This is a genomic window from Anaeromyxobacter sp. (genome assembly GCA_016718565.1).
In the GTDB taxonomy this organism is placed as follows: Bacteria; Myxococcota; Myxococcia; order Myxococcales; family Anaeromyxobacteraceae; genus JADKCZ01.
In genome coordinates this window covers 433,813-457,076 of sequence record JADKCZ010000002.1, presented here as the reverse complement: position 1 = coordinate 457,076, position 23,264 = coordinate 433,813, and the positions used below count along the sequence as shown (strand labels likewise).

General features: G+C 71.1%; 34 protein-coding genes and 1 pseudogene. 34 read left to right on the top strand and 1 reads right to left on the bottom strand.

Annotated features, from left to right (window positions below):
* Window positions 1-50 precede the first annotated feature (50 nt).
* From IPO09_08890 to IPO09_08875, 4 genes are read left to right on the top strand one after another with little or no spacing between them, the layout of a single operon-like run.
* Complete coding sequence (locus IPO09_08890) at window positions 51-548, top strand: sigma-70 family RNA polymerase sigma factor (GenBank protein MBK9517453.1); 498 nt, start codon at window positions 51-53, stop codon at window positions 546-548.
* On the top strand, window positions 545-1,294 hold the full coding sequence (locus IPO09_08885) for a hypothetical protein (GenBank protein MBK9517452.1): 750 nt from the start codon (window positions 545-547) through the stop codon (window positions 1,292-1,294). Before IPO09_08890 ends, IPO09_08885 begins: the two co-directional genes overlap by 4 nt.
* Window positions 1,291-2,886 carry a caspase family protein gene (locus tag IPO09_08880; GenBank protein ID MBK9517451.1) on the top strand — a complete coding sequence of 532 codons (1,596 nt, stop codon included), beginning with the start codon at window positions 1,291-1,293 and terminating at the stop codon, window positions 2,884-2,886. The genes IPO09_08885 and IPO09_08880 overlap by 4 nt, the downstream gene beginning before the upstream one ends.
* The gene (locus IPO09_08875; protein MBK9517450.1) at window positions 2,870-3,859 is read left to right on the top strand and encodes a hypothetical protein; all 990 of its coding nucleotides are present in this window, start codon (window positions 2,870-2,872) and stop codon (window positions 3,857-3,859) included. Before IPO09_08880 ends, IPO09_08875 begins: the two co-directional genes overlap by 17 nt.
* 98 nt (window positions 3,860-3,957) lie before the next feature.
* Here IPO09_08875 and mtgA read toward each other — a convergent pair.
* A pseudogene (gene mtgA / locus IPO09_08870) lies at window positions 3,958-4,764 on the bottom strand (monofunctional biosynthetic peptidoglycan transglycosylase).
* Between the two features lie 149 nt (window positions 4,765-4,913).
* Between mtgA and IPO09_08865 the strand changes: the two are divergent.
* From IPO09_08865 to rpmJ, 30 genes are all read left to right on the top strand, one after another.
* Window positions 4,914-5,519: a superoxide dismutase gene (locus IPO09_08865; GenBank protein ID MBK9517449.1), complete on the top strand. Its 606-nt coding sequence runs from the start codon at window positions 4,914-4,916 to the stop codon at window positions 5,517-5,519.
* A gap of 76 nt (window positions 5,520-5,595) precedes the next feature.
* Window positions 5,596-6,666 (top strand): A/G-specific adenine glycosylase, encoded by a 1,071-nt coding sequence (mutY, locus tag IPO09_08860; protein MBK9517448.1) that lies wholly within the window; start codon window positions 5,596-5,598, stop codon window positions 6,664-6,666.
* 235 nt (window positions 6,667-6,901) lie between these two features.
* Complete coding sequence (locus IPO09_08855) at window positions 6,902-7,273, top strand: 30S ribosomal protein S12 (GenBank protein ID MBK9517447.1); 372 nt, start codon at window positions 6,902-6,904, stop codon at window positions 7,271-7,273.
* 18 nt (window positions 7,274-7,291) lie between these two features.
* A complete protein-coding gene (gene rpsG / locus IPO09_08850; GenBank protein MBK9517446.1) occupies window positions 7,292-7,762 on the top strand; it encodes a 30S ribosomal protein S7 in 471 nt (156 codons plus the stop codon).
* A gap of 152 nt (window positions 7,763-7,914) precedes the next feature.
* Window positions 7,915-10,002, top strand: coding sequence for an elongation factor G (gene fusA / locus IPO09_08845; GenBank protein ID MBK9517445.1), 2,088 nt, complete (start codon window positions 7,915-7,917; stop codon window positions 10,000-10,002).
* A 42-nt stretch (window positions 10,003-10,044) separates the two neighbouring features.
* Window positions 10,045-11,235, top strand: coding sequence for an elongation factor Tu (gene tuf, locus IPO09_08840; protein ID MBK9517444.1), 1,191 nt, complete (start codon window positions 10,045-10,047; stop codon window positions 11,233-11,235).
* Window positions 11,236-11,327: 92 nt separating this feature from the next.
* Entirely contained in the window at window positions 11,328-11,633 is a 306-nt protein-coding gene (rpsJ, locus tag IPO09_08835) for a 30S ribosomal protein S10 (GenBank protein ID MBK9517443.1), read from the top strand.
* 11 nt (window positions 11,634-11,644) lie between these two features.
* A complete protein-coding gene (gene rplD / locus IPO09_08830; GenBank protein MBK9517442.1) occupies window positions 11,645-12,265 on the top strand; it encodes a 50S ribosomal protein L4 in 621 nt (206 codons plus the stop codon).
* Complete coding sequence (locus tag IPO09_08825) at window positions 12,262-12,561, top strand: 50S ribosomal protein L23 (GenBank protein ID MBK9517441.1); 300 nt, start codon at window positions 12,262-12,264, stop codon at window positions 12,559-12,561. Before rplD ends, IPO09_08825 begins: the two co-directional genes overlap by 4 nt.
* A gap of 12 nt (window positions 12,562-12,573) precedes the next feature.
* Window positions 12,574-13,422, top strand: coding sequence for a 50S ribosomal protein L2 (gene rplB / locus IPO09_08820; protein ID MBK9517440.1), 849 nt, complete (start codon window positions 12,574-12,576; stop codon window positions 13,420-13,422).
* A gap of 24 nt (window positions 13,423-13,446) precedes the next feature.
* A complete protein-coding gene (rpsS, locus tag IPO09_08815; GenBank protein MBK9517439.1) occupies window positions 13,447-13,746 on the top strand; it encodes a 30S ribosomal protein S19 in 300 nt (99 codons plus the stop codon).
* A gap of 10 nt (window positions 13,747-13,756) precedes the next feature.
* Window positions 13,757-14,191, top strand: a complete 435-nt coding sequence (rplV, locus tag IPO09_08810) for a 50S ribosomal protein L22 (GenBank protein ID MBK9517438.1) — start codon at window positions 13,757-13,759, stop codon at window positions 14,189-14,191.
* 17 nt (window positions 14,192-14,208) lie between these two features.
* The gene (gene rpsC, locus IPO09_08805) at window positions 14,209-14,889 is read left to right on the top strand and encodes a 30S ribosomal protein S3 (protein MBK9517437.1); all 681 of its coding nucleotides are present in this window, start codon (window positions 14,209-14,211) and stop codon (window positions 14,887-14,889) included.
* Window positions 14,890-14,917: 28 nt separating this feature from the next.
* Window positions 14,918-15,334, top strand: coding sequence for a 50S ribosomal protein L16 (rplP, locus tag IPO09_08800; GenBank protein ID MBK9517436.1), 417 nt, complete (start codon window positions 14,918-14,920; stop codon window positions 15,332-15,334).
* Window positions 15,335-15,346: 12 nt separating this feature from the next.
* Window positions 15,347-15,565 carry a 50S ribosomal protein L29 gene (locus IPO09_08795; GenBank protein ID MBK9517435.1) on the top strand — a complete coding sequence of 73 codons (219 nt, stop codon included), beginning with the start codon at window positions 15,347-15,349 and terminating at the stop codon, window positions 15,563-15,565.
* Between the two features lie 5 nt (window positions 15,566-15,570).
* Window positions 15,571-15,831: a 30S ribosomal protein S17 gene (rpsQ, locus tag IPO09_08790; protein ID MBK9517434.1), complete on the top strand. Its 261-nt coding sequence runs from the start codon at window positions 15,571-15,573 to the stop codon at window positions 15,829-15,831.
* 2 nt (window positions 15,832-15,833) lie between these two features.
* Entirely contained in the window at window positions 15,834-16,202 is a 369-nt protein-coding gene (gene rplN, locus IPO09_08785; GenBank protein MBK9517433.1) for a 50S ribosomal protein L14, read from the top strand.
* Window positions 16,203-16,204: 2 nt separating this feature from the next.
* On the top strand, window positions 16,205-16,522 hold the full coding sequence (gene rplX / locus IPO09_08780; GenBank protein ID MBK9517432.1) for a 50S ribosomal protein L24: 318 nt from the start codon (window positions 16,205-16,207) through the stop codon (window positions 16,520-16,522).
* 59 nt (window positions 16,523-16,581) lie between these two features.
* The gene (rplE, locus tag IPO09_08775; GenBank protein MBK9517431.1) at window positions 16,582-17,124 is read left to right on the top strand and encodes a 50S ribosomal protein L5; all 543 of its coding nucleotides are present in this window, start codon (window positions 16,582-16,584) and stop codon (window positions 17,122-17,124) included.
* Window positions 17,125-17,145: 21 nt separating this feature from the next.
* Window positions 17,146-17,331 (top strand): type Z 30S ribosomal protein S14, encoded by a 186-nt coding sequence (locus tag IPO09_08770; protein ID MBK9517430.1) that lies wholly within the window; start codon window positions 17,146-17,148, stop codon window positions 17,329-17,331.
* A 14-nt stretch (window positions 17,332-17,345) separates the two neighbouring features.
* Entirely contained in the window at window positions 17,346-17,744 is a 399-nt protein-coding gene (rpsH, locus tag IPO09_08765) for a 30S ribosomal protein S8 (protein ID MBK9517429.1), read from the top strand.
* Between the two features lie 11 nt (window positions 17,745-17,755).
* A complete protein-coding gene (rplF, locus tag IPO09_08760; protein ID MBK9517428.1) occupies window positions 17,756-18,298 on the top strand; it encodes a 50S ribosomal protein L6 in 543 nt (180 codons plus the stop codon).
* 60 nt (window positions 18,299-18,358) lie between these two features.
* On the top strand, window positions 18,359-18,718 hold the full coding sequence (locus IPO09_08755; GenBank protein MBK9517427.1) for a 50S ribosomal protein L18: 360 nt from the start codon (window positions 18,359-18,361) through the stop codon (window positions 18,716-18,718).
* A gap of 27 nt (window positions 18,719-18,745) precedes the next feature.
* Window positions 18,746-19,249: a 30S ribosomal protein S5 gene (gene rpsE, locus IPO09_08750; protein MBK9517426.1), complete on the top strand. Its 504-nt coding sequence runs from the start codon at window positions 18,746-18,748 to the stop codon at window positions 19,247-19,249.
* An 8-nt stretch (window positions 19,250-19,257) separates the two neighbouring features.
* Complete coding sequence (rpmD, locus tag IPO09_08745) at window positions 19,258-19,491, top strand: 50S ribosomal protein L30 (protein MBK9517425.1); 234 nt, start codon at window positions 19,258-19,260, stop codon at window positions 19,489-19,491.
* A 34-nt stretch (window positions 19,492-19,525) separates the two neighbouring features.
* Window positions 19,526-20,023, top strand: coding sequence for a 50S ribosomal protein L15 (gene rplO, locus IPO09_08740; protein MBK9517424.1), 498 nt, complete (start codon window positions 19,526-19,528; stop codon window positions 20,021-20,023).
* A 19-nt stretch (window positions 20,024-20,042) separates the two neighbouring features.
* Complete coding sequence (gene secY / locus IPO09_08735) at window positions 20,043-21,377, top strand: preprotein translocase subunit SecY (protein MBK9517423.1); 1,335 nt, start codon at window positions 20,043-20,045, stop codon at window positions 21,375-21,377.
* Window positions 21,378-21,423: 46 nt separating this feature from the next.
* Entirely contained in the window at window positions 21,424-22,068 is a 645-nt protein-coding gene (locus tag IPO09_08730) for an adenylate kinase (GenBank protein ID MBK9517422.1), read from the top strand.
* Window positions 22,069-22,086: 18 nt separating this feature from the next.
* Complete coding sequence (gene map / locus IPO09_08725; protein MBK9517421.1) at window positions 22,087-22,857, top strand: type I methionyl aminopeptidase; 771 nt, start codon at window positions 22,087-22,089, stop codon at window positions 22,855-22,857.
* A gap of 267 nt (window positions 22,858-23,124) precedes the next feature.
* Window positions 23,125-23,241 carry a 50S ribosomal protein L36 gene (gene rpmJ / locus IPO09_08720; protein ID MBK9517420.1) on the top strand — a complete coding sequence of 39 codons (117 nt, stop codon included), beginning with the start codon at window positions 23,125-23,127 and terminating at the stop codon, window positions 23,239-23,241.
* Window positions 23,242-23,264 lie beyond the last annotated feature (23 nt).

Below are 23,264 nucleotides of genomic sequence, written 5' to 3'. Positions count from 1 at the left end.
GCCACCCCGGCCCGCCGCGGCCCGGGCCGGCGCCCGCCGGGCTGCTCGAGCTGCTCTACCGGCGCCACGCCGCCGCCGTGCTGGCCCGCTGCCGCTACCTGCTGCGCGACGCCGAGGCGGCCCGCGACGCCACCCAGGACGTCTTCGTGGCGGCGCTGCGCTCGCTGCCGGAGTTCCGCGCCGCCGCCTCGCCGGCCACCTGGCTGACCCGCATCGCCACCAACCACTGCCTCAACCTCCGCCGCGCCGGGCAGGCGGCCTGGCCCGCGGAGCTCGCCCGGCTCTCCCGCGACCGGAGCGAGCGGGGCATCCAGCCCGACGCGCGGGAGCTGGTGCGGGCCCTGCTGGGCGCCGCGCCGGCCGAGGCGCAGGAGGTGGCCGTGCTCTACTTCGTGGACGAGCTCACCCAGGCCGAGGTGGCCGAGGTGGCCGGGCTGTCGCTCCCCACGGTGCGCAAGCGGCTGCGCGCCTTCCTCTCGGCGGCGCGCGGGGCGCTGGCCGAGGCCTTCCCGGACCTGGCCCTGCCGGATCCCGAGGAGCTGCCATGAGCCTCACCCTGGGTGGTCCGGGCGTGGCCTGCTCGGTGACGACGCTGCGGCGGCTGGAGGCCGGGGAGCTGGCCGGCCAGGCCCGGACCCGCGCCGAGGCGCACCTGGCGGGCTGCCAGCGCTGCCAGGCGGCGGCGGCCGAGCTCGAGGCCGAGCGGCGCGCCCTGGCCGCCGAGCTCCCCTTCGAGGTCTTCGCCGCCGGGGTGGCCGAGCGGCTGGCCGGGGCCGAGGCCGCGCCGGCGCCGGCCCGGCCGGCCTGGCCGCGGGTGCTGCCGCTGGCCCTGGCCGCCTCGCTGGCGCTGGTGGTGGCGCCGCTGGCGGTCCGCCTGGCGGCGGGGCGCGGTGGGCTCGCGCCAGGCGACGAGGGGATCCGCGAGAAGGGCGCCGCCGCGGCCGTCCTGCACCTGCGGGAGGGCGCCGGCTCCAGGGCGCTGGCGCCCGGCGCGCCGGTGCCCCCGGGCGCCGCGCTCCGCCTGGCCCTGGCGCCCGCCGGGCGCCGCCACGCGGCCGCCGCCCTGCTCGACGAGGACGGCGCCGCCCTGCTCGGCGCCGGCGCCGCCGCCGAGGTGGCGGCCGGGGCCTTCGAGTGGACCGGCCGGCGCGGCCAGCTGGTGGTGGTCTTCGACGACCGGCCGGTGGACGGGGCGGCGCTGCTCGAGCGGCTGGGCCGCCTCGGGCCGGCCGGCGCCTCGCCGGGCGGCGGCGCCGAGGTGGTGGTGCTGCCCCTGTGGCGGGGCGGGCCGTGAGCTGGCGGCTGGCCGCCGCGGCGCTGGCGCTGGCGGCCCTGGCCGCGGCGCCCCCGCGCGCCAGCGCCCTGGAGGGGCGGCGCTTCGCCCTGGTGGCCGGCGAGCCGGACGGCGGCCCCGGCACGCAGCGCCTGCGCCACGCCGAGCGGGACGCGCGGCGGATCCACGGCATCCTCACCCGGGTGGGCGGCGTGGCCCCCGACGACGCCACCCTGCTCCTGTCGGCCGGCGCCCGGTCCTTCCGCGGCGCCCTGGCCGACCTCTCGGGGCGGGCCGCCGCGGCCCGGGCGGCCGGCCAGCGCACCGTGCTGGTGCTCTACTTCTCCGGGCACGCCAAGGACGGCGCGCTGCGCTTCGGCCCGGGCGGCGTGCCGCTGGCCGAGCTGCGCGAGGCGCTGCAGCTGGCCCCGGCCGACGTCCGCATCGGGCTGCTCGACGCCTGCCGCTCCGGCGCCATCACCCGCAGCAAGGGGGTGCGTCCGGCGCCCGAGTTCCAGGTCACCGTACCAGCCGCCGACGGCCCGCGCGGCCTGGTGCTGGTCACCTCCTCGGCCGCCGACGAGGCCTCGCAGGAGTCCGACGCCCTGGGCGCCAGCTACTTCACCCACCACCTGGCCTCCGGGCTGCTGGGCGACGCCGACGCCTCCGGCGACCGGCGGGTCACCCTGGCCGAGGCCTACGCCTACGCCTACGGCCGCACCGTGGGCGCCACCGCCGGCACGGCCGGCGGCACGCAGCACCCGGCCTTCCTCTACGACCTGGGCGGGGCGGGCGACGTGGTGCTCACCGACCTGCTGCCGGCGGCCGGCGGCCTGGTCTTCCCGCCCGCGCTGGAGGGGCTGTACGTGGTGCTCGACGGCGGCGGGCGCGCCGTGGCCGAGGTGGCCAAGCCGGCCGGCGTGGAGCGCCGGCTCTCGCTGCCGGCCGGGCGCTACGCGGTGAAGCGGCGGCTGCCGGGCGAGGAGGGGCTGCTGGTGGCCACCCTGGTGGTGGCGGGCGGGCCGGTGGTGGTGGAGGAGGCCGCCATGGACCGGGTGGCGCTGGCCCGCGATCCGCAGAAGGGCTACGGCGGCGCCCGCTGGTCGCTGGTGGCCGGGCTGGGCGCGCAGCGCTTCCTGGACGCGGCCACCCGCGACGGGCTCTTCCCGCCGGCCACGCTGCTGGGCGCCGAGCTCTCGGTGCGCGACGACCTGGGCCACGGCCTGGCCTGGGGGCTGGACCTGGCGGCCGGGGGCGGGGAGGGGACGGTGCGCTTCGACGGGGTGGCCGACATCCCGTTCCGGTTCGCCGAGGTGGCCGGCGGCGGGGCGCTGTGGCGCGACTTCGGCTTCGGGCCGCTCACCCTCTCGGCCGGCGGGCGGGTCGGGTTCGTCTGGCTGTCGCGCCGCTTCGAGCGGCAGCAGGACCTGCCGTCCCAGCACTTCTTCACCGTCACGCCCGGGCTGCTGGGGGCCGCCACCTGGCGGCTCACGCCGCGGCTCTCGGCGCTGGCCCGCGCCCGGGTGAGCTGGCTCTTCTACGACGTGGACCAGAACCGGAGCCTCGGCTACGCCGAGGGCTTCCTGGGGGTCGAATATGCGCTCTCCGACTGAACGCCGCCGCGCCGGGCTGCTGGCCCTGCTGCCCCTCCTGCTGCTGGGCTGCGGCACCTGGTCCAACGAGGACCTGCGCTTCTACGCGGCGCTGCCCACCCGCGACGACCTGGCGGTGGTGGTGCCGGCCGGGGCGACGCCGGCGCTGGCCCGCCTGGACGGGCGGGGGTCGCTGGTGGCGGCCTGCCAGCCGCTCGGCACGGCCGAGACCTGGCTCTGGGCGCGGCCCACCGCCGACGGGCTCAACGGCATGGTGGACTGGCTGCTCGGCCTGGTGGACGTGGTGCGCCGCTACCCGCCCACCACCCGGCTGGCCGACGGCCGCATCTGGGGCCCGTTCCCCGACGACCAGCACCCCGGCAACGAGATGCGCATCGTCATCCTGCGCACCTACCCCACCGGCCCCGAGGGGCCGCCGCAGCACGCCTATGCCTTCGAGGCGCGCCCCGCCGGCGGCGAGGCGCCGTTCCGGGCGGTGCTCTCCGGCCACTTCGTCGGCCCGTCGGCGCTGCGCGGGCACGGCTGGCTGGAGCTGGACTTCGAGGCCCTGCGCGCGCTCGGCATGCAGGACCCCGACTCGCCGGACGGGGTCATGCGGGTGGACTACGACCGCGGCGCGGAGCCCCGCACGGTGGCGCTCACGCTCGGGAAGGTCGGCGCGGGCCTGCCCCAGTTCGACTACACGTTCGCGGGCTACGCCGATGGCCGGGGCCGGCTGCGCTACGTCATCGTGGGCGACGCGGGCGACCGGGCGGTGGTGGCGGCCGGCTTCGACGCCGCCGGCGCCGGGCGGTCGGAGGTGACCTACTTCCCGGTGGCGCTGCCCGGCTTCTCGGTCAGCTACCGCCAGTGCTGGGACCCGGCCGCCTGCCTGGTCTGGGTCGACGATCCGGGGGACTACTCCTGCGGCCGGGCGGGCTGCTCGGGCGGCGCCGAGGGGGCCTGCCCGGCGGTCCCGGCGCCGTCGCCCTGAGCGGCTGGGGGCGCGTCGCCGGTCGGGGTCGGGGTCGGGGTCGGGGTCGGGGTCGGGGTCGGGGTCGGGGTCGCGACCTCCTCCTCTCCCTCCTCCACGGGCGGCTCCTCGCGGTCGTCGGCCGGGGCCGGCCCGGCCAGCAGCCTGGCCAGCTCGACCCGCGCCGCGCGGTGCTCCTCTGGCGGGATGACCTTCTCGTCCCGGAGCCTGTCGAGCAGGCGGGTGGCCCGCCCGCGCAGCCAGGCCGAGGGGCGGGACAGGTCCACCCGCCGCGGCGCCGGCAGCATGCTGGCCAGCAGCACCGCCTGGGCGGTGGAGAGCGCCCCGGCGCCGGCGCCCAGGTGGCGCCGCGCGCCGGCCTCCACGCCGAAGGTGCCGTCGCCCCACTCGGCCACGTTGAGGTAGAGGGTCAGGATGCGCCGCTTGTCGAGCGCCCGCTCCAGCTTGGCCGCCAGCACCGCCTCCTTGGCCTTGCGCAGCAGGCTCTTCTCGGTGCCCAGGTAGAGGTTCTTGGCCAGCTGCTGGGTGATGGTGGAGGCGCCCCGGGCGAACCGGCCGCGCGCCAGGTCGTGGCGGGCCGCGGCCTGCAGGGCGTCCCAGTCGAACCCCCGGTGGCCGAAGAACGTGGCGTCCTCGGAGGCCACCACCGCGGTCACCAGCCGCCGCGAGATCCGCTCCAGCGGCACCCAGGCCTGCTGCGGCCGGTAGCGCCGCCGGGCCTGGGCGGCCTCGGCCTTGCGCTGGTCGATGAGGGCGGTGGTGGGCGGGTTGCGGGCGCGCCACTCGGCGGGATCCGGCAGGAGGAGCCAGAGCGCCGCCAGCGCCGCCAGGCCGAGGGCCACCAGCGCCCCGGCCGCGGCGGCCAGTCGCACCAGCAGGCGGCGGGGAGGGCGGTCGGCGGCCACGGCGCGCCAGGGTAGCACCCATTTCCGCCCAGTGAACGCCGGCCCGCCGCCCCGATCGGCGCCTTGACTCCGGCACGCGCCATGCCTAATTCGGGACCACCTCAACCACCCACGCGGGCCGAAGCGGTCACAGGCCCTCCGGAGCGACCATGGCAGACGTCAAGAAGTACGCCCCGCACGACTACTCGAAGATCCGGGGGCTCGCCGGCATCTCCAACGACCAGATCGAGGAGCACCTCAAGCTCTACGAGGGCTACGTGAAGCGCACCAACGCGCTCACCGAGAAGCTCTCGGCGCTGGCCAACGAGGGCAAGGCCTCCGGGGCCGACCCGGTCTACGCCGAGCTGACCCGCCGCCTCGGCTTCGAGTACGGCGGCATGGTCAACCACGAGTACTACTTCGGCAACCTCACCCCGGGCGCCCAGGCCGAGCCGCCGGCCGGGTCGAAGTTCCGCACGGCCGTCGAGGCCTCCTACGGCAAGTACGACCTGTGGCTGGCCGACTTCAAGGCCGTGGCCACCATGCCGGGCATCGGCTGGGCCATGACCTTCCAGGACCCCAGCACCGGCTGGCTCTCCAACCACTTCGTCACGCTGCACGAGAACAACGTGCCCACCGGCTACGCCACCGTGCTGGCGCTGGACGGCTGGGAGCACGCCTTCATGCGGGACTACAAGGCCTTCGAGCGCGGCAAGTACGTCGAGGCCTTCCTCAAGAACGTCAACTGGGAGGCGCTCGACAAGCGCGTCAAGTAGGCGCGCCGCCGCCGCAGTCCCCCGGGCCCGGTCGCCACGCACGGCGGCCGGGCCCGCTCGCGTCTCCACGGAGGCCATGCCCACGCCCCTGCCGCCCGCCCGCCGCGCCGCCCTGCGCCGCCGCCTGCTCGCCTGGTACGACGCGGCGGCGCGCCCGCTGCCGTGGCGGGTGGCGCAGCACGGCGCCGATCCCTACCGGGTCTGGCTGGCCGAGGCCATGTTGCAGCAGACGCAGGTGGCCCGGGTCATCCCCTATTACCTGCGCTTCCTCGAGGCGCTCCCCACCCTGGAGGCGCTGGCCGCCGCGCCGGAGGACCAGGTCCTGGCGCTCTGGAGCGGCCTCGGGTACTACGCGCGCGCCCGCGCCCTGCGCCGCGCCGCCCAGGCCGCGCGCTCGCGCCACGGCGGCCTGCCCGACACGGCGGAGGACCTGCGGCGGCTGCCGGGCTTCGGCCCCTACACGGCCGGCGCGGTGGCCAGCATCGCCTTCGCCCGCCGCGAGCCGGCGGTGGACGGCAACGTGGCGCGCGTGCTGGCGCGCCTCTGCCTGGTGTCCGGGGACCCGGCCAGCCCGGCCACCCGGCGCACGCTCTGGGCGCTGGCGGGCGAGCTGGTGGACCCGGTCCGACCGGGCGACTGGAACCAGGCGCTCATGGAGCTGGGCGCGACGCTGTGCGGGGCGAGGGCTCCTGCCTGCGCGCGCTGTCCGGTGGCCGGCAGCTGCGCCGCGCGGCTGGCCGGACGGGAGCGCCAGGTGCCGCCGCCGAGGCGACGCGCCCCCCGCCGGGCCCTGACGCTGGCCTGCGCGGTGCTGGAGCGGCGCGGGCGCCTGCTCCTGGTGCGTCGCCCCTCCGGGGGGCTCTTTGGAGGGACCTGGGCGCTGCCCTCCGCCGAGCTGGAGCCTGGCGCGGCGCCGGCCGCCCTGGGGGCGACGCTGCGTCGGGAGCTCGGCGCGAAGGCGGCGAGGGTCGGCCCCGAGGTGGCCCGGACCGAGCGGCTGCTCACCCACCGGGCGCTGGTCCTGGTTGGATATCGCTGTGAGGTCGGCGTCTTGCGCCGGCAGGACGGGGCGCGGTGGGTGGCGCGGGCGGACCTCGACGGCCTGGGGGTCGCGTCGGCCATGCGGGCGCTGATCTCGCAGGTTTGAGCGCCGGACGGGCCCGGACGGCGGGGCGGGCCAAGAAATCGTACCGGGGTCCCTTGGCAACTGCCCCGACTTCCGCTAGGTTGCGCCTCCCGTTGGACACCTCGGGCCGCAGCCGACGAAGTGGCTTGACACGCGGGATCGCTTCCGTATAATTCGCCGCCCTCAACTTGAGGGTCTCATTCCGCCCGAGGGCACCTTCCCGGGCGATCTTGTTGAAGAAAAGAGCTCGTAACCGATGCCGACGATCAGCCAGCTCGTGCGCAAGGGCCGTGAGAAGCTCGCGGTGAAGAAGAAGGCTCCGGCCCTCAAGGAGTCGCCGCAGAAGCGCGGCGTCTGCACGCGCGTCTACACCACGACCCCCAAGAAGCCGAACTCGGCCCTCCGCAAGGTCGCCCGCGTCCGCCTCACCAATGGCTTCGAGGTCACCAGCTACATCCCGGGCGTCGGTCACAACCTGCAGGAGCACTCGGTGGTGCTCATCCGCGGCGGCCGCGTCAAGGACCTCCCGGGCGTGCGCTACCACATCGTCCGCGGGACGCTGGACGCCGTCGGCGTCACGGGCCGGAAGCAGAGCCGCTCCAAGTACGGCGCCAAGCGCCCCAGCTAGCACAGCCAAGGAATCACGATGCCTCGTCGTCGCGTAGTCGAGAAGCGGAAGATCCTGGCCGATCCCAAGTTCCAGGATCGCCTGGTCGCCAAGTTCATCAACGACCTGATGCGCCAGGGCAAGAAGTCGACGGCCGAGCAGATCTGCTACGGCGCCTTCGAGCAGGTCGAGACCAAGCTCAAGGACGACCCGCTCAAGGTCTTCAAGAAGGCGCTCGACAACGTCAAGCCGGTGGTCGAGGTGAAGAGCCGGCGGGTCGGCGGCGCCACCTACCAGGTGCCGGTCGAGGTCCGTCAGGACCGCCGCGTGGCCCTTGCCATGCGCTGGCTCATCGAGTATTCCCGCGCCCGCGGGGAGAAGACCATGATGGAGAAGCTGGCCGGCGAGATCATGGACGCCGCCTCCAACCGTGGCAACGCCGTGAAGAAGCGCGAAGACACGCACAAGATGGCCGAGGCCAACAAGGCCTTCGCGCACTACCGCTGGTGAGCAACTAGAGGAGGCTTTCGAGAGCGGCCGGTCGGACCGGCAAGGTTTCGCGAGGAACCCGCTTCGCTCTTTGACAGCTCGGTTTGGTCGTGAGCTCCGCCCCGATGGGCGAGCTCGTTGGCGCACGCACGAAGGTTCAGGACGAGAAGATCATGCCCCGTACGCATCCACTCGAGCGCTACCGCAACATCGGCATCATGGCGCACATCGACGCCGGCAAGACCACGACCACCGAGCGGATCCTCTTCTACACGGGCGTGACGCACAAGGTCGGCGAGGTCCACGAGGGCACCGCCGTCATGGACTGGATGGAGCAGGAGCGCGAGCGCGGCATCACCATCACCTCCGCCGCCACCACCTGCCCCTGGCGCGACCACCGCGTCAACATCATCGACACCCCCGGCCACGTGGACTTCACCATCGAGGTGGAGCGCTCGCTGCGCGTCCTCGACGGCGCCGTGGCGGTCTTCGACGCGGTCAGCGGCGTGGAGCCCCAGTCGGAGACGGTCTGGCGCCAGGCCGACAAGTACAAGGTCCCGCGCGTCTGCTTCATCAACAAGATGGACCGCGTCGGCGCCGACTTCTTCATGTCGGTGGCCACCATCAAGGCCAAGCTGGGCGCCCGCCCGGTGCCCATCCACCTGCCCATCGGCGCCGAGGACCAGTTCCGCGGCATGGTGGACCTGGTCAAGATGAAGGGCATCACCTTCGACGACGAGTCGATGGGCGCCATGTACCAGGAGATCGAGATCCCGGCCGAGCTGCTCGAGCAGGCCAAGGAGTACCGGGCCGCCATCGAGGAGGCCGTCGCCGAGATCGACGACGCCCTGATGGCCAAGTACCTGGACGGCAAGCCGCTCAGCAACGCCGAGGTGGCCGCCGGTCTCCGCAAGGGCGTCTGCTCGATGGCCTTCTTCCCGGTCATCTGCGGCACCGCCTTCAAGAACAAGGGCGTCCAGCAGATCCTCGACGTGGTGGTGGACTACCTCCCCAGCCCGCTCGACAAGCCCGACGTCACCGGCGTGACCATGAAGGGCGTGGACACCAGCCGCAAGACCTCCGACGCCGAGCCCTTCAGCGCGCTGGCGTTCAAGCTGATGAACGACCCGTTCGTCGGCAACCTGACCTTCTTCCGCGTCTACTCGGGCAAGCTCGAGGCCGGGTCGTACGTCTACAACGCGACCAAGGACAAGAAGGAGCGCATCTCCCGCATCCTGCAGATGCACGCCAACAAGCGCGAGGAGATCAAGGAGGTCTACGCCGGCGACATCGCCGCCGCCGTCGGCCTGCGCACCACCACCACCGGCGACACCCTCTGCGACGAGGAGAAGCCGGTCATCCTCGAGCGGATGATCTTCCCCGAGCCCGTCATCTTCGTGGCCGTCGAGCCGAAGTCGAAGGCCGACCAGGACAAGATGGGCGTGGCCCTGCAGCGGCTCCAGATGGAGGACCCCTCCTTCAACGTCCGCTCGGACGAGGAGACGGGCCAGACCATCATGGGCGGCATGGGCGAGCTCCACCTGGAGATCCTGGTGGACCGCATGCTGCGCGAGTTCAAGGTCGAGGCCAACGTGGGCAAGCCCCAGGTGGCCTACCGCGAGACCATCACCCTGACGGTCGAGGCCGAGGGCAAGTACGTCCGGCAGACCGGCGGCAAGGGCCAGTACGGCCACTGCTGGCTGCGGCTCATCCCGCAGCCGCCCGGCAAGGGCTTCGAGTTCGAGAACGTCATCGTGGGCGGCGCCATCCCCAAGGAGTTCGTCAAGCCCATCGAGAAGGGCATCGTCGAGGCCATGGAGGGCGGCATCCTGGCCGGCTACCCGATGGTCGACATCCGGGTCGAGGTCACCGACGGCAGCTACCACGACGTCGACTCCTCCGAGATGGCGTTCAAGATCGCCGGCTCGATGGGCTTCAAGGAGGGCGCCCACAAGGCCAAGCCCGTCCTGCTCGAGCCCATCATGAAGGTGGTCGTCACCACCCCCGACGAGTTCATGGGCGACGTCATCGGCGATCTCAACAGCCGCCGCGGCAAGATCCAGGGTATGAACCCCGGCTCCGGCGCCCAGATCATCGACGCCCTGGTCCCGCTGGCCACCATGTTCGGCTACGCCACGGACCTGCGGTCCAAGACCCAGGGCCGCGCCACCTACTCCATGCACTTCGGCCACTACGCGCAGGTCCCGAACAGCATCGCCGAGACCATCGTCAGCAAGGCCAAGGGCGTCACCACCAAGTAGCGCCGGTCTGGTTTCCGGTACACCAGGAAGGAGAGCGACACCATGGGCAAGGAGAAGTTCGAGCGGAACAAGCCGCACGTGAACGTCGGCACGATCGGGCACGTGGACCACGGGAAGACGACGCTCACCGCGGCCATCACGAAGGTGGCGGCGCAGAAGGGCCTGGCGTCCTTCATGGCGTACGACCAGATCGACAAGGCGCCGGAGGAGCGGGAGCGCGGCATCACCATCGCGACGGCGCACGTGGAGTACCAGACGGCGGCGCGGCACTACGCGCACGTGGACTGCCCCGGCCACGCCGACTACGTGAAGAACATGATCACGGGCGCGGCGCAGATGGACGGCGCCATCCTGGTGGTGTCGGCGGCGGACGGCCCGATGCCGCAGACGCGGGAGCACATCCTGCTGGCCCGGCAGGTGGGCGTTCCGTACATCGTGGTCTACCTGAACAAGTGCGACATGGTGGACGACTCGGAGCTCTTGGACCTGGTGGAGCTGGAGGTCCGCGAGCTGCTGACCAAGTACGAGTTCCCGGGCGACAAGACCCCGATGATCCGCGGCTCGGCGCTCAAGGCGCTGGAGGGCGACAAGGGCGACCTGGGCGAGCCGTCGATCGGCCGGCTGATGGACGCGGTGGACGCGTACATCCCGACGCCGGTGCGTGCCACGGACAAGCCGTTCCTGATGCCGGTGGAGGACGTGTTCTCCATCTCGGGCCGCGGGACGGTGGCGACCGGCCGCGTGGAGCGCGGCATCGTCAAGGTGGGCGAGGAGGTCGAGGTGGTGGGCCTGCGCCCGACGCAGAAGACGGTGGTGACGGGCGTGGAGATGTTCCGCAAGCTGCTGGACGAGGGGCGTGCGGGCGACAACATCGGGGCGCTGCTGCGCGGCCTGAAGCGCGAGGACGTGGAGCGCGGGCAGGTGCTGTCGAAGCCGGGCTCGATCACGCCGCACACCAAGTTCAAGGCGGCGGTCTACGTGCTGACGAAGGAGGAGGGCGGTCGTCACACGCCGTTCTTCAACGGGTACCGGCCGCAGTTCTACTTCCGGACGACGGACGTGACGGGGACTTTGAACCTCCCGGCCGGGGTCGAGATGGTGATGCCGGGAGACAACATCGGCGTCGAGGTGGAGCTCATCACCACCGTGGCGATGGAGAAGGAGCTGCGCTTCGCCATCCGCGAGGGTGGGCGCACCGTCGGCTCCGGCGTCGTGTCCGAGGTCATCCTGTAAGAGGTCCGCTGGCGGACGGCGGTGAGAGGGCGCTCCTCGGGAGGAGCGCCCACCCTACCGCGCAGCGCCGAGCAGAGAGAGAAGGCTTTTCGATGGCGACGCAGAAGATCAGGATCCGGCTCAAGGCCTACGACTACAAGCTCCTCGACCAGTCGGCCGGGGAGATCGTGGAGACGGCGAAGCGTACCGGCGCGAAGGTGGCCGGGCCGATTCCGCTCCCCACCCGGATCAACAAGTTCACCGTCCTGCGCAGCCCCCACGTCGACAAGAAGTCGCGGGAGCAGTTCGAGATCAGGACGCACAAGCGCCTGCTCGACATCCTCGAGCCGACCGCGCAGACGCTGGACGCGCTCATGAAGCTCGACCTGTCCGCCGGCGTCGACGTCGAGATCAAGTAGGCGAGGGCACCATGGCCAAGTTCGACGTATACGACCTCGAGAAGAAGAAGGTTGGTGAGCTGGAGCTCGCCGACGCCGTCTTCGCCGGCGAGGTGAACGAGCACCTCTTCTACGAGGTGGTCAAGGCGAAGCTCGCCTCCGACCGCTCGGGCACCCACGCCGTCAAGAACCGTTCCCTGGTCTCCGGCGGCGGCAAGAAGCCCTGGAAGCAGAAGGGCACGGGGCGGGCCCGCCAGGGCTCGACCCGCGCCAGCCAGTGGGTCGGCGGCGGCAAGGCGATGGGGCCCAAGCCCCGCGACTACAGCTACGACGTCCCCAAGAAGGTGCGCAAGGCGGCGCTCCGCTCGGCCCTGGCCCTGCGCGGCAACGCCCAGCAGCTCCTCATCGTGGACAAGTGGGCGCCCACCGGCCCCAAGACCTCCGCGGCCGCCAAGGTGCTGGCGACCCTGGGCGTCAAGAAGGCGCTGGTGGTCGACGACGGCGCCAACTTCGCCCTGGCCCGCTCGGTGCGCAACCTGGTCGGCCACGACTTCCTGGCCGTCGAGGGGCTCAACGTCTACGACATCCTCAAGCACGACACCCTGGTGCTGACCGCGGCCACCGCCAAGAAGCTCGAGGAGGCCCTGTCATGAGCATCACCCTGCAGGACGTCGTCAAGCGTCCGCTCATCACCGAGAAGGCGGAGCGCAACCGCGAGGCGGCCCGCGCCTACGCCTTCGAGGTCCACCGCGACGCCACCAAGATCCAGGTGAAGCAGGCGGTCGAGACGCTGTTCAAGGTCCACGTCCTGGCGGTTCGCACCGCCGTGGCGCGCGGCAAGAACAAGCGGGTCGGCCGCAGCACGGGCCGGCGGCCCAATTGGAAGAAGGCCTTCGTGACCCTCAAGGAAGGCGACACCATCGCCCTCTTCGAGGGGACCTCGGCCTAACCGGGAGAGATCATGGGCCTCAAGTCCTACAAGCCGACCAGCTCCGCGCGGCGCCACATGACGGTCTCGGACTTCGCCGAGATCACCAAGGCCAAGCCGGAGAAGAAGCTCACCAAGCCGGTCCGCAAGACCGGCGGCCGCAACAACCACGGCCACATCACCACCCGGCACATCGGCGGCGGCCACAAGCGCCGCTACCGCGTCATCGACTGGCGGCGCGACAAGGATGGCGTGCCGGCCAAGGTGGCCTCGATCGAGTACGATCCGAATCGCACCGCCCGCCTGGCGTTGCTGGTGTACAAGGACGGCGAAAAGCGCTACATCCTCGCGCCCATCGGCGTGGCGGTGGGCGACGTCCTGATGTCGGGCGAGACCGTCGACATCCGGCCGGGCAACGCCCTGCCGGTCAAGAGCATCCCGCTCGGCACGGTCATCCACGGGGTCGAGGCCCAGCCGGGCTCCGGCGCCAAGATGATCCGGTCGGCCGGCTCCTTCGGCCAGCTGATGGCCAAGGAGGGCGAGTACGCCCAGATCCGCATGCCGTCCGGCGAGGTCCGCAAGGTCCAGCAGGACTGCCGGGCGGTGGTCGGGCAGCTCGCCAACGTGGAGAGCTCCACGGTGCGGGTCGGCAAGGCCGGCAAGAGCCGCTGGCTGGGCATCCGCCCGACCGTCCGCGGCCTGGCCATGAACCCGGTCGACCACCCGCACGGTGGCGGCGAAGGCAAGTCGGGGCAGGGCAATCCGCACCCGGTCTCGCCGTGGGGCCAGAAGACCAAGGGCCAGAAGACCCGCAACAACCGCCGCACCGACAAGTTCATCATCTCGCGGCGCAAGCCCGGCGTTCGCAACACGCCGCAGTAGCCCGCGGGAAGGGACAACCGACACATGGCGCGTTCAATCAAGAAGGGCCCGTTCGCCGACAAGCACCTCACCAAGAAGGTGGAGGAGGCGAACAAGTCCAACAAGAAGTCGGTCATCAAGACCTGGTCGCGGCGCAGCACCATCCTCCCCGACTTCGTGGGGCACACCTTCGCCGTGCACAACGGCAAGAAGTTCGTGCCGGTCTTCGTGACCGAGAACATGGTCGGCCACAAGCTTGGCGAGTTCGCCCCCACCCGGAGCTTCTCTGGCCACTCGGCGGAGAAGAAGGCCGCGGCGGCCCCGGCTGGCCCGCCGAAGAAGTAGCGAGGACACCATGGCCGAGACCGAGACCAAGACGATCGTGAAGCGCGTGCGGCGGGCCCCCCCGCTCCCGCGCTCCCGCCCCAACCGCCCGGCGCCCCCCGCGCCCGGGCCGCACGCCAGCCTCAAGTTCCTCCGCCTGGCGCCCCGCAAGGTCCGGCTCGTCGCCGACACCGTGCGCGGCCTCCCGGTGGGGGACGCCCTGGCGGCGCTCAAGTACCGCCCGCAGGCGGCCGCCAAGCCGCTGGCCAAGCTGCTCCGCTCCGCCCTCGCCAACGCCGAGAACAAGGGCGGCAAGGTGGACGTGGACGCCCTGGTCATCAAGACCTTGACCGTCGACCAGGGCCCCAAGATGCGCCGGTTCATGCCGCGCGCCATGGGGCGCGCCTTCCGGGTCGAGAAGAAGACGAGCCACGTGTACGTCGAGCTCGGGACCGTCGGCCGCTAGCGGCCAAGGAGATCAACGTGGGTCAGAAAGTCCATCCCATCGGGTTCCGCCTCGGGGTCATCCGCACCTGGGACTCCAAGTGGTACGAGGAGCGGAACTACGCCAAGTGGCTGCACGAGGACATCCACCTCCGCGAGTTCGTGAAGGAGAAGCTCGGCGCGGCCGGCATCTCCCGCATCGAGATCGAGCGGGCGGCCAACAAGGTCAAGATCAACGTCCACACCGCGCGCCCCGGCATCGTCATCGGCAAGCGCGGCGCCGGCATCGAGACCGTCAAGAAGGACCTCCAGGCCCTCACGCAGAACGAGGTCTACCTGAACGTCGTCGAGGTCCGGAAGGCCGAGACCGACGCCCAGCTGGTGGCCGAGAACATCGCCACCCAGCTCGAGCGCCGCATCGCCTTCCGCCGCGCCATGAAGAAGGCGGTGCAGACCGCCCTCAAGTTCGGCGCCAAGGGCATCCGCGTGGCCTGCGCCGGCCGCCTGGGCGGCGCCGAGATGGCCCGCTACGAGTGGTACCGCGAGGGCCGGGTGCCGCTGCACACCCTGCGCGCCGACATCGACTACGGCTTCGCCGAGGCCAAGACCACCTACGGCAAGATCGGCTGCAAGGTCTGGATCATGAAGGGCGAGGTCCTGCCGCAGTCCGCGGCGGCCCGGGCGCCCCGTTCCGCCGGCCCGCGCGCCGATCGCGCGTAAGGCCTAGGGACCAGGACAGGAGAGACACATGCTTCAGCCCGCTCGTACCAAGTACCGCAAGATGATGAAGGGCCGCATGCGGGGCAAGGCGTACCGCGGCTCGGACCTGAACCAGGGCGAGTACGGCCTGCAGGCCACCGAGTGCGGCTACCTGACGGCCCGCCAGATCGAGGCCGCCCGCGTCGCCATCACCCGCCACGTCAAGCGTGGCGGCAAGCTCTGGATCCGGGTGTTCCCGGACAAGCCCATCACCAAGAAGGCGGCTGAGACCCGCATGGGCACCGGCAAGGGCAACGTGGAGTACTACGTGGCCGTCATCAAGCCGGGTCGCATCCTCTACGAGATGGAGGGCTGCGACGACGCCACCGCCAAGAAGGCGTTCTCCCTGGCCGCCCACAAGCTGCCGGTGTCCACGAAGCTGGTCAAGCGCGGCACGACGCTGTAGGAGGACGACCCCATGGCGAACGTGAAGGAGCTGCGCGAGCTGTCGAGAGGTGAGCTGGAGGCCCGCGCGAGCGAGCTGAAGCAGACCCTCTTCGAGCTCAAGAACAAGGCGTCCACCGGCGTGCTCGATTCGACCGCCGAGCTCATGAAGACCCGCCGCGAGGTGGCCCGCTGCCTCACCGTGGCGCGCGCCAAGGACCTCCCGGCCAAGGCCGGGAAGGCGAAGGAGTGATGGACATGGAGCGCGGCAACCGCAAGACCCGCGTCGGCGTGGTGGTCTCGAACAAGATGACCAAGACCGTGGTCGTCAAGGTCGAGCGCCGCGTGCCAGACCGGAAGTACGGGAAGATCGTCGCCCAGGCCAAGAAGTTCAAGGCCCACGACGAGAACCAGGAGTGCCAGCCGGGCGACAAGGTCCGCATGGTCGAGACCCGTCCGCTGTCCAAGGACAAGCGCTGGCGCGTGGTCGAGATCATCGAGAAGGCGACGGAGGTCTAACCATGATCCAGATGCAGACCATCCTGGACGTTGCCGACAACTCCGGGGCCAAGAAGGTGATGTGCATCAAGGTGCTCGGCGGGTCGAAGCGGAAGTACGCCTCGCTCGGCGACGTCATCGTGGTGTCGGTCCGCGAGGCCATCCCGCAGGCCAAGGTGAAGAAGGGCGAGGTGGCCCGCGCCGTCATCGTCCGCACCGCCCGCGAGGTGAAGCGCCCCGACGGCAGCTACATCCGCTTCGACGGCAACAGCGCGGTCCTCATCAACAAGGACCTCGAGCCGGTGGGCACCCGCATCTTCGGCCCGGTGGCCCGCGAGCTGCGCGCCCGCAAGTTCATGAAGATCATCAGCCTGGCCCCCGAGGTCCTCTAGCCATGCCAGTCATCCGCAAGGGCGACACCGTCAAGGTCATCGCCGGCAAGGAGAAGGGCAAGTCCGGCAAGGTCCTGGAGGTCCTCCGCGAGGACGGCCGGGTCCGGGTCGAGAAGCTCATGACGGTGAAGCGCCACCAGAAGAAGGGGCGCAGCCAGTCCAGCCCCGAGGGCGGCATCGTCGAGAAGACCGGCACCATCGCCATCTCCAACGTGATGGTGGTGGCGGCGGGCGGCGAGCCGGTGCGCCTGGAGAAGGCGCCCCGCGAGCTCGGCGCCAAGGAGAAGGCCCGCCTGGCGAAGCGCCAGGCGGCCACGTAAGCAGCTCACCCGCATCGCCCGGCAGCTGCAGGCGCCGGCCGAAGGCAAGGAGAACGACGATGGCAGCACGACTCAAGGAGCGGTACGAGAAGGAGCTCCGCCCCGCGCTCATGAAGGAGCTCGGCTACGGCAACCCCATGCAGGTGCCCCGCCTCGAGAAGATCGTGGTGAACATGGGCCTGGGCGAAGCCATCAGCAACGGCAAGATCATCGACGCCTCGCTGGCGCAGCTGACCATGATCGCCGGCCAGAAGCCGGTCATCACCAAGTCCCGGAAGTCCATCGCCAACTTCAAGCTGCGCCAGGGCCAGAGCATCGGCGTGATGGTGACGCTGCGGGGCGAGCGGATGTACGAGTTCTTCGACCGGCTGGTCTGCATCGCGCTGCCCCGCGTCCGCGACTTCAAGGGCGTCTCGCCCAAGGCCTTCGACGGCAAGGGGAACTACACCCTCGGCGTCCGCGAGCAGATCATCTTCCCCGAGATCAATTACGACCAGGTCGAGAAGATCAAGGGCCTGAACATCACCGTGGTGACGACGGCCAGGGATGACGAGGCGGGCCGCGCCCTCCTCCGCTCGCTCGGCATGCCGTTCCGCACCTAAGCCCCCCGACCAGGAGACCCCATGGCCAAGCTTTCCAAGATGGCGCAGGCCAAGCGCAAGCTGAAGTTCAAGGTGCGCCAGTACAACCGGTGCCCGCTGTGTGGCCGGCCCCGCGCCTTCCTCCGCAAGTTCCAGATGTGCCGCATCTGCTTCCGCAAGCGCGCGCTGCAGGGCGAGATCACCGGCGTCATCAAGTCCAGCTGGTAAGGGAGACCGCCGCGATGAGCTTTACCGATCCCATTGGCGACATGCTGACGCGCATCCGCAACGCGTCGTCCGCACGTCACGAGAAGTGCCTGGTCCCGGCTTCGGGCCTCAAGCTGCGCCTGGCGGAGGTCCTCAAGAGCGAGGGCTTCATCCAGGACTACGTCCGGCACGACGACGGGCACCAGGGGGCGATCACCATCGTCCTGAAGTACGGTCCCGATCGCGAGCCGGCCATCAGCGACATCAAGCGGGTCAGCAAGCCCGGCCTGCGTCGCTACGTGGCCACGGACGACATTCCGCGGGTCCTCAACGGACTCGGGGTCGCCATCCTGTCCACCAGCAAGGGCGTGATGGTCGACCGCGAGGCCCGCAAGCACAAGGTCGGCGGCGAGCTGATCTGCACGGTTTGGTAAGGGAGCCGCACATGTCCCGCGTCGGAAAGCAGCCAGTCAAGATTCCCGAGAAGGTCAAGGTCGCCATCACCGGCACCCTGATCAAGGTCGAGGGGCCCAAGGGCAAGATGTCCTTGACCTTCAACCCCGTGGTCAAGGTGGAGGTCGCCGGCAACGAGGTGCGCGTCACCCGCCCGGACGAGACCCGCCTGGCCAAGGGCCTGCACGGCCTGACCCGTACCCTGGTCCGCAACGCGCTGGACGGCGTGTCGAAGGGCTACGAGCGCGGCCTGGAGATCAGCGGCGTCGGCTTCAAGGCCGAGGTCAAGGGCAAGGACATCAACTTCACGCTCGGCTTCTCCCACCCGGTGGTCTTCAAGCTGCCCGAGGGGATCACCGCCGAGGTGGATGCCAAGCAGACCAAGCTGCTGATCAAGGGGGTCGACAAGCACCTCCTCGGCCTCACCGCCGCCAAGATCCGCGCGCTCCGCCCGCCCGAGCCGTACAAGGGCAAGGGCATCAAGTACGCTGAGGAGACGGTCCGTCGCAAGGAAGGCAAGACCGGCGCCGCCTAGGCGACGGAACCACCACGCTCATGCGGCGGCCGAGTCGGCGCCACCGCACGGAGGAACGTCATGGCCCAGAAGGTCACCTCGCGCGAGAAGCGCAAGGCTCGCATCCGCCGCAAGGTCTCGGGCACCGCTGCCCGCCCGCGCCTCACGGTCTACAAGAGCCTCAAGCACATGTACGCCCAGCTCGTCGACGACGTGGCTGGCCAGACGCTGGTCAGCGTCGGCAGCACCTCGAAGACCCTCAAGGGCGAGGTCGGCGACGACGACAAGACCGCGACCGCCAAGAAGGTCGGGGCGGCGCTCGCCAAGGCCGCTCTGGCCAAGGGGATCACCGCGGTGGTCTTCGACCGGAACGGTTTCGATTACCACGGTCGCGTCGAGGCGGTGGCCGCCGCTGCGCGCGAGGCCGGGCTGCTGTTCTAGGCGCCCGCCAGACAAGGACGAGAACGAATGGCTGCTCCCATCAACGCGAACGAGCTCGAGCTCAACGACCGCGTCGTCCACATCAACCGCGTCGCCAAGGTCGTGAAGGGCGGTCGGCGCTTCAGCTTCTCTGCGCTGGTCGTCGTCGGCGACGGCCAGGGTCACGTGGGCGTCGGCCTCGGTAAGGCCAACGAGGTCCCGGAGGCCATCCGCAAGGGTGGCGACCAGGCCAAGAAGCACCTCTTCAAGGTGCCGCTGGTCGGCAGCACCATCCCGCACGAGGTGCTGGGGCACTTCGGCTCTGGCTGGGTGCTGCTCAAGCCGGCCGGGGAGGGCACCGGCGTGATCGCCGGCGGCGCCGTCCGCGCCGTGCTGGAGTCGGCGGGCATCCGCAACGTGCTCACCAAGTGCCAGGGCTCCCGCAACCCGCACAACGTCCTCAAGGCGACGGTGGCCGGCCTCAAGCGCCTCCGCTCCGCCGAAGACACCGCCCGTCGGCGCGGCAAGACGCTCGCCGAGATCCAGGGCTAGGAGCATCCATGGCTGCCATCAAGGTGAAGCTGCTCAAGGGGCTGGCCGGCATCTCGGCCGACCACCGCCTCACGGTGGTCGGGATGGGGCTGAAGAAGACCAACTCGGTCAAGCTCCTCCCCGACACGCCCCAGACCATGGGGATGATCTCCAAGGTCTCCTACCTCGTGGCGTGGGAGCGCGTGGACGCCCCCACCCCGGTTGGCCGCAAGGCCCGCAAGAAGGCGGCCGCCCGCTCGTAGCGGCGCCGGCCCCGTGCTAGAAGGAGTGCCTTCCATGTCGCTCAATTCGCTCAAGGTGCCCAAGGGCGCCAAGTCCACCCGCAAGCGCGTCGGCCGCGGCCAGGGCTCCGGCCTCGGCAAGACCGCCGGCCGCGGCGCCAAGGGCCAGAAGGCCCGCACCGGCAACATGCGGTTCGAGGGGTTCGAAGGCGGCCAGATGCCGCTGCAGCGCCGCCTCCCGAAGTTCGGCTTCAAGAACATCCACCGGCGTGAGTACGCCGAGGTGAAGGTCGGCGACCTGCAGGGCCTGGCCGGCGTGGTCGACGTGGCGGCGCTCCGGGCCAACGGCCTGGTGCGGGGCCAGTTCGACGGCGTGGTGCTGCTGGGCGGCGGCGAGCTGACCAGCCCGGTGACCGTCAAGGTCGACCGGGTCACGGCCGGCGCCCGCGCCGCCGTCGAGAAGGCCGGCGGGACCGTGGAGCTCCTCCCGGCCCCGGTGACGATGTACCAGAAGGCCAAGGCCGCCAAGAAGGCCGCCTCGGCCAAGGCCTAGCGCCGGAAGGGCTTTTGGCATGGCGAGCGGTCTGACGAACATCTTCCGGGTCCCGGAGCTGCGCAAGCGGCTGATCTTCTCCCTGGGCATGCTGGCCGTGTACCGGCTCGGCATCTTCGTCACCACCCCCGGCGTGGACCGCAAGGCCATGGGCGAGATCGTCCGGCAGGGCAACCTGCTGGGCCTCCTCAACTTCTTCTCGGGCGGAGCGCTCGAGCAGCTCTCCATCTTCGCGCTCGGCATCATGCCGTACGTGTCGGCCTCCATCATCCTGCAGCTGCTGACGGTGGTGGTGCCGGCCCTGGAGAAGCTGAACAAGGAAGGGGAGCTGGGGCGCCGAAAGATCACCCAGTACACCCGCTACCTGACCATCGTGCTGTCGGCCATCCAGGGCTACGGCATCGCCAGCTACCTCGAGTCGCTCACCACCAACGCGGGGCTCTCGGTGGTGGCCGAGCCGGGCTGGGGCTTCCGGCTGCTGACCATGATCTCGCTGGCCGCCGGCACCGCCTTCATCATGTGGATGGGCGAGCAGATCACCGAGCGGGGCATCGGCAACGGCATCTCGCTGGTGATCTTCGCCGGCATCGTGGCCCGCGCCCCCGCCGCCGCCTACCAGACCTTCATGGCCTACCGGGCGCCCGGCTCCCAGATGAGCGAGCTCGGCCTGCTCATCCTGGGCGTGGTCATGCTGGTGGTGGTCGGGATCATCGTCTTCGTGGAGCGCGGCCAGCGCCGCATCCCCATCCAGTACGCCAAGCGGGTGGTCGGCCGGAAGCTCTACGGCGGCCAGTCGACCCACCTGCCGCTCAAGGTCAACACCTCGGGCGTCATCCCGCCCATCTTCGCCAGCTCCCTGCTGCTCTTCCCGGCCACCCTGGCCGGGTGGTTCCCGGCCCTGACGGCGCTGCAGACCGCCTTCCAGCCGGGCAGCTGGATCTACAACGTCCTCTACGTCCTCCTGATCGTCTTCTTCGCCTACTTCTACACGGCGGTGACCTTCAACCCGGTGGACGTGGCCGACAACCTCAAGAAGTACGGCGGCTACATCCCCGGCATCCGCCCGGGCAAGAAGACGGCCGACTACATCGATCACGTGCTGTCGCGCATCACCTTCGGCGGGGCCATGTACCTGTCCGCCATCTGCGTGCTGCCCACCCTGATCACCGACAAGTTCGGCGTCACCTTCTACTTCGGCGGCACCTCGCTGCTCATCGTGGTGGGCGTGGCCCTCGACACGGTGCAGCAGATCGAAGGGCACCTCATCACCCGCCACTACGAGGGCTTCACCGGCCCCCGGGGGCCGCGCATCCGCGGCCGCTCCATGGCGTCCGGCCAGCCGGTCGGGGCATGATGCGGGGGCGCCCCGTCCCCGGGGCGCGCGCCCGCGAGGTGAACCCATGATCCTCATCCTGCTCGGCCCGCCCGGCGCGGGGAAGGGGACCCAGGCCAAGCTGCTCTCGGCCCGGCTCTCGGTCCCGCACGTCTCCACCGGGGACATGTTCCGCGACCACAAGGCGCGGGCCACCGAGATCGGCATTCGGGTCCAGGCCATCATGGACTCCGGCGGCCTGGTCACGGACGACATCACCAACGCCATGGTCGAGGAGCGGCTGGGCAGGGCCGACGTGGCCAGCGGCTGCATCCTGGACGGCTACCCTCGCACCGTGGGTCAGGCCGGCTTCCTGGACGGCCTGCTGGCCCGCCTGGGCCGCCCGCTGGGCCGGGTGGTGTCCTACGAGGTCTCCGAGTCGGCCCTGGTCGAGCGCATCGGCGGCCGGCGCTCCTGCCCCAGCTGCGGGGCGGTCTACCACGTCACCCAGCAGCCGCCCGCGGTGGCCGGCGTGTGCGACCGGGACGGCGCCGCCCTGGTGCACCGCGAGGACGACAAGCCGGAGAACGTCCGCAAGCGGATGTCGGAGTACGCCGTCAAGACCGCCCCGCTGAAGGCCTTCTACCAGGCCCGCGGCCAGGTGGCCGAGGTGGGCGGCCTGGGCGCCCCGGACGCCATCCTGGCGGCCACGCTGACGCTGCTGGGCCGGTAGTCCGGCCCGCCCCCGCCCATGGATGCCCTTTCGCGCGAGCGCATCGCCGTCAAGTCGCGCGACGAGCTGGCCCGCATCCGCGACGCCTGTCGGGTGGTGCACGACGTGCTGGCGGAGCTGGCCGCCGCGGCGCTGCCGGGCGTGACCACCGCCGAGCTGGACCGCCTGGCCGAGGCCAGGGCCCGGCAGCGGGGGGCCGAGCCGGCCTTCCTCGGCTACCACGGCTACCCCGCCTCGGTGTGCATCTCGCTGAACGACGAGGTGGTGCACGGCATCCCCTCGGCGCTGCGGGTGCTGCGGGACGGCGACATCGTGGGGCTCGACTTCGGGGTGGTGCTGGATGGCTTCTACGGCGACTCCGCGGTGACCGTGCCGGTCGGCACGGCCTCCCCCGAGGCGCTGCGGCTCATCGAGGTCACGCGGGGCGCCCTGGCGCGCGCGGTGGCCGAGGCCTGGCCGGATCGGCGGGTCGGTGACATCGGGGCCGCCGTCCAGGCCTACGTGGAGCCGCGCGGCTTCTCGGTGGTGCGCGACTTCGTGGGCCACGGCATCGGCCGCAGGCTGCACGAGCCTCCCCAGGTCCCCAACTTTGGGTCACCCGGCACCGGGCCCAGGCTGCGGCCGGGCATGGTCCTGGCCCTCGAGCCGATGGTGAACGCCGGCGGCTTCCAGGTCGAGACGCTCGACGACGGCTGGACCGCGGTGACGCAGGACGGCCGGCTTTCGGCCCATTTCGAGCACACCGTGGCCATCACCGAAGATGGCCCGGAGATCCTCACCGTCGCGTGAAGCAGGGCTTCACCCACCCCGAAGCGGGGTGGCTGGGGCGAGGGCGGGACCTGGCGGCTCTGGGCAACGCTTGCATCAGGAAAATGCCTGTGTTAATAGGCCCCCTCCGCTCAGCCGCGTGCTGGGGAGGTCGATCCGGGAAAACCCGGAGAAAATTCGGGCGGCAAGCTGCACCTGGGGGCGTCGCAAGCCCCTGCCGCCGGTCCCGCCGGAAGGCTCGGCGGGGCTTTTCGTCTTTGATGAGAAGGTCAGAGGGAGGCGTCGGTCATGAAGGTCCGCGCGTCGGTCAAGAAGATTTGCGACAAGTGCAAGGTCATCAAGCGCAAGGGCACCGTGCGGATCATCTGCCCGGCCAACCCCCGTCACAAGCAGCGCCAGGGCTAGCCCGGCGCGAGACTGGAGAGTAG

Excerpts from the sequence above, each read along its gene's own strand:
- rpsS (MBK9517439.1), top strand. The coding sequence starts at position 13,447 with ATGGCGCGTTCAATCAAGAAGGGCCCGTTCGCCGACAAGCACCTCACC.
- rpsH (MBK9517429.1), top strand. The coding sequence starts at position 17,346 with ATGAGCTTTACCGATCCCATTGGCGACATGCTGACGCGCATCCGCAAC.
- rplN (MBK9517433.1), top strand. The coding sequence starts at position 15,834 with ATGATCCAGATGCAGACCATCCTGGACGTTGCCGACAACTCCGGGGCC.
- rplE (MBK9517431.1), top strand. The coding sequence starts at position 16,582 with ATGGCAGCACGACTCAAGGAGCGGTACGAGAAGGAGCTCCGCCCCGCG.
- IPO09_08770 (MBK9517430.1), top strand. The coding sequence starts at position 17,146 with ATGGCCAAGCTTTCCAAGATGGCGCAGGCCAAGCGCAAGCTGAAGTTC.
- IPO09_08730 (MBK9517422.1), top strand. The coding sequence starts at position 21,424 with ATGATCCTCATCCTGCTCGGCCCGCCCGGCGCGGGGAAGGGGACCCAG.
- mutY (MBK9517448.1), top strand. The coding sequence starts at position 5,596 with ATGCCCACGCCCCTGCCGCCCGCCCGCCGCGCCGCCCTGCGCCGCCGC.
- rplX (MBK9517432.1), top strand. The coding sequence starts at position 16,205 with ATGCCAGTCATCCGCAAGGGCGACACCGTCAAGGTCATCGCCGGCAAG.
- IPO09_08875 (MBK9517450.1), top strand. The coding sequence starts at position 2,870 with ATGCGCTCTCCGACTGAACGCCGCCGCGCCGGGCTGCTGGCCCTGCTG.
- rpsJ (MBK9517443.1), top strand. The coding sequence starts at position 11,328 with ATGGCGACGCAGAAGATCAGGATCCGGCTCAAGGCCTACGACTACAAG.
- rplF (MBK9517428.1), top strand. The coding sequence starts at position 17,756 with ATGTCCCGCGTCGGAAAGCAGCCAGTCAAGATTCCCGAGAAGGTCAAG.
- tuf (MBK9517444.1), top strand. The coding sequence starts at position 10,045 with ATGGGCAAGGAGAAGTTCGAGCGGAACAAGCCGCACGTGAACGTCGGC.
- secY (MBK9517423.1), top strand. The coding sequence starts at position 20,043 with ATGGCGAGCGGTCTGACGAACATCTTCCGGGTCCCGGAGCTGCGCAAG.
- rplB (MBK9517440.1), top strand. The coding sequence starts at position 12,574 with ATGGGCCTCAAGTCCTACAAGCCGACCAGCTCCGCGCGGCGCCACATG.
- IPO09_08885 (MBK9517452.1), top strand. The coding sequence starts at position 545 with ATGAGCCTCACCCTGGGTGGTCCGGGCGTGGCCTGCTCGGTGACGACG.
- rpsG (MBK9517446.1), top strand. The coding sequence starts at position 7,292 with ATGCCTCGTCGTCGCGTAGTCGAGAAGCGGAAGATCCTGGCCGATCCC.
- map (MBK9517421.1), top strand. The coding sequence starts at position 22,087 with ATGGATGCCCTTTCGCGCGAGCGCATCGCCGTCAAGTCGCGCGACGAG.
- rplO (MBK9517424.1), top strand. The coding sequence starts at position 19,526 with ATGTCGCTCAATTCGCTCAAGGTGCCCAAGGGCGCCAAGTCCACCCGC.
- rplD (MBK9517442.1), top strand. The coding sequence starts at position 11,645 with ATGGCCAAGTTCGACGTATACGACCTCGAGAAGAAGAAGGTTGGTGAG.
- fusA (MBK9517445.1), top strand. The coding sequence starts at position 7,915 with ATGCCCCGTACGCATCCACTCGAGCGCTACCGCAACATCGGCATCATG.
- rpsQ (MBK9517434.1), top strand. The coding sequence starts at position 15,571 with ATGGAGCGCGGCAACCGCAAGACCCGCGTCGGCGTGGTGGTCTCGAAC.
- rplP (MBK9517436.1), top strand. The coding sequence starts at position 14,918 with ATGCTTCAGCCCGCTCGTACCAAGTACCGCAAGATGATGAAGGGCCGC.
- IPO09_08855 (MBK9517447.1), top strand. The coding sequence starts at position 6,902 with ATGCCGACGATCAGCCAGCTCGTGCGCAAGGGCCGTGAGAAGCTCGCG.
- IPO09_08865 (MBK9517449.1), top strand. The coding sequence starts at position 4,914 with ATGGCAGACGTCAAGAAGTACGCCCCGCACGACTACTCGAAGATCCGG.
- rplV (MBK9517438.1), top strand. The coding sequence starts at position 13,757 with ATGGCCGAGACCGAGACCAAGACGATCGTGAAGCGCGTGCGGCGGGCC.
- IPO09_08825 (MBK9517441.1), top strand. The coding sequence starts at position 12,262 with ATGAGCATCACCCTGCAGGACGTCGTCAAGCGTCCGCTCATCACCGAG.
- rpmJ (MBK9517420.1), top strand. The coding sequence starts at position 23,125 with ATGAAGGTCCGCGCGTCGGTCAAGAAGATTTGCGACAAGTGCAAGGTC.
- IPO09_08755 (MBK9517427.1), top strand. The coding sequence starts at position 18,359 with ATGGCCCAGAAGGTCACCTCGCGCGAGAAGCGCAAGGCTCGCATCCGC.
- rpsE (MBK9517426.1), top strand. The coding sequence starts at position 18,746 with ATGGCTGCTCCCATCAACGCGAACGAGCTCGAGCTCAACGACCGCGTC.
- IPO09_08795 (MBK9517435.1), top strand. The coding sequence starts at position 15,347 with ATGGCGAACGTGAAGGAGCTGCGCGAGCTGTCGAGAGGTGAGCTGGAG.
- rpmD (MBK9517425.1), top strand. The coding sequence starts at position 19,258 with ATGGCTGCCATCAAGGTGAAGCTGCTCAAGGGGCTGGCCGGCATCTCG.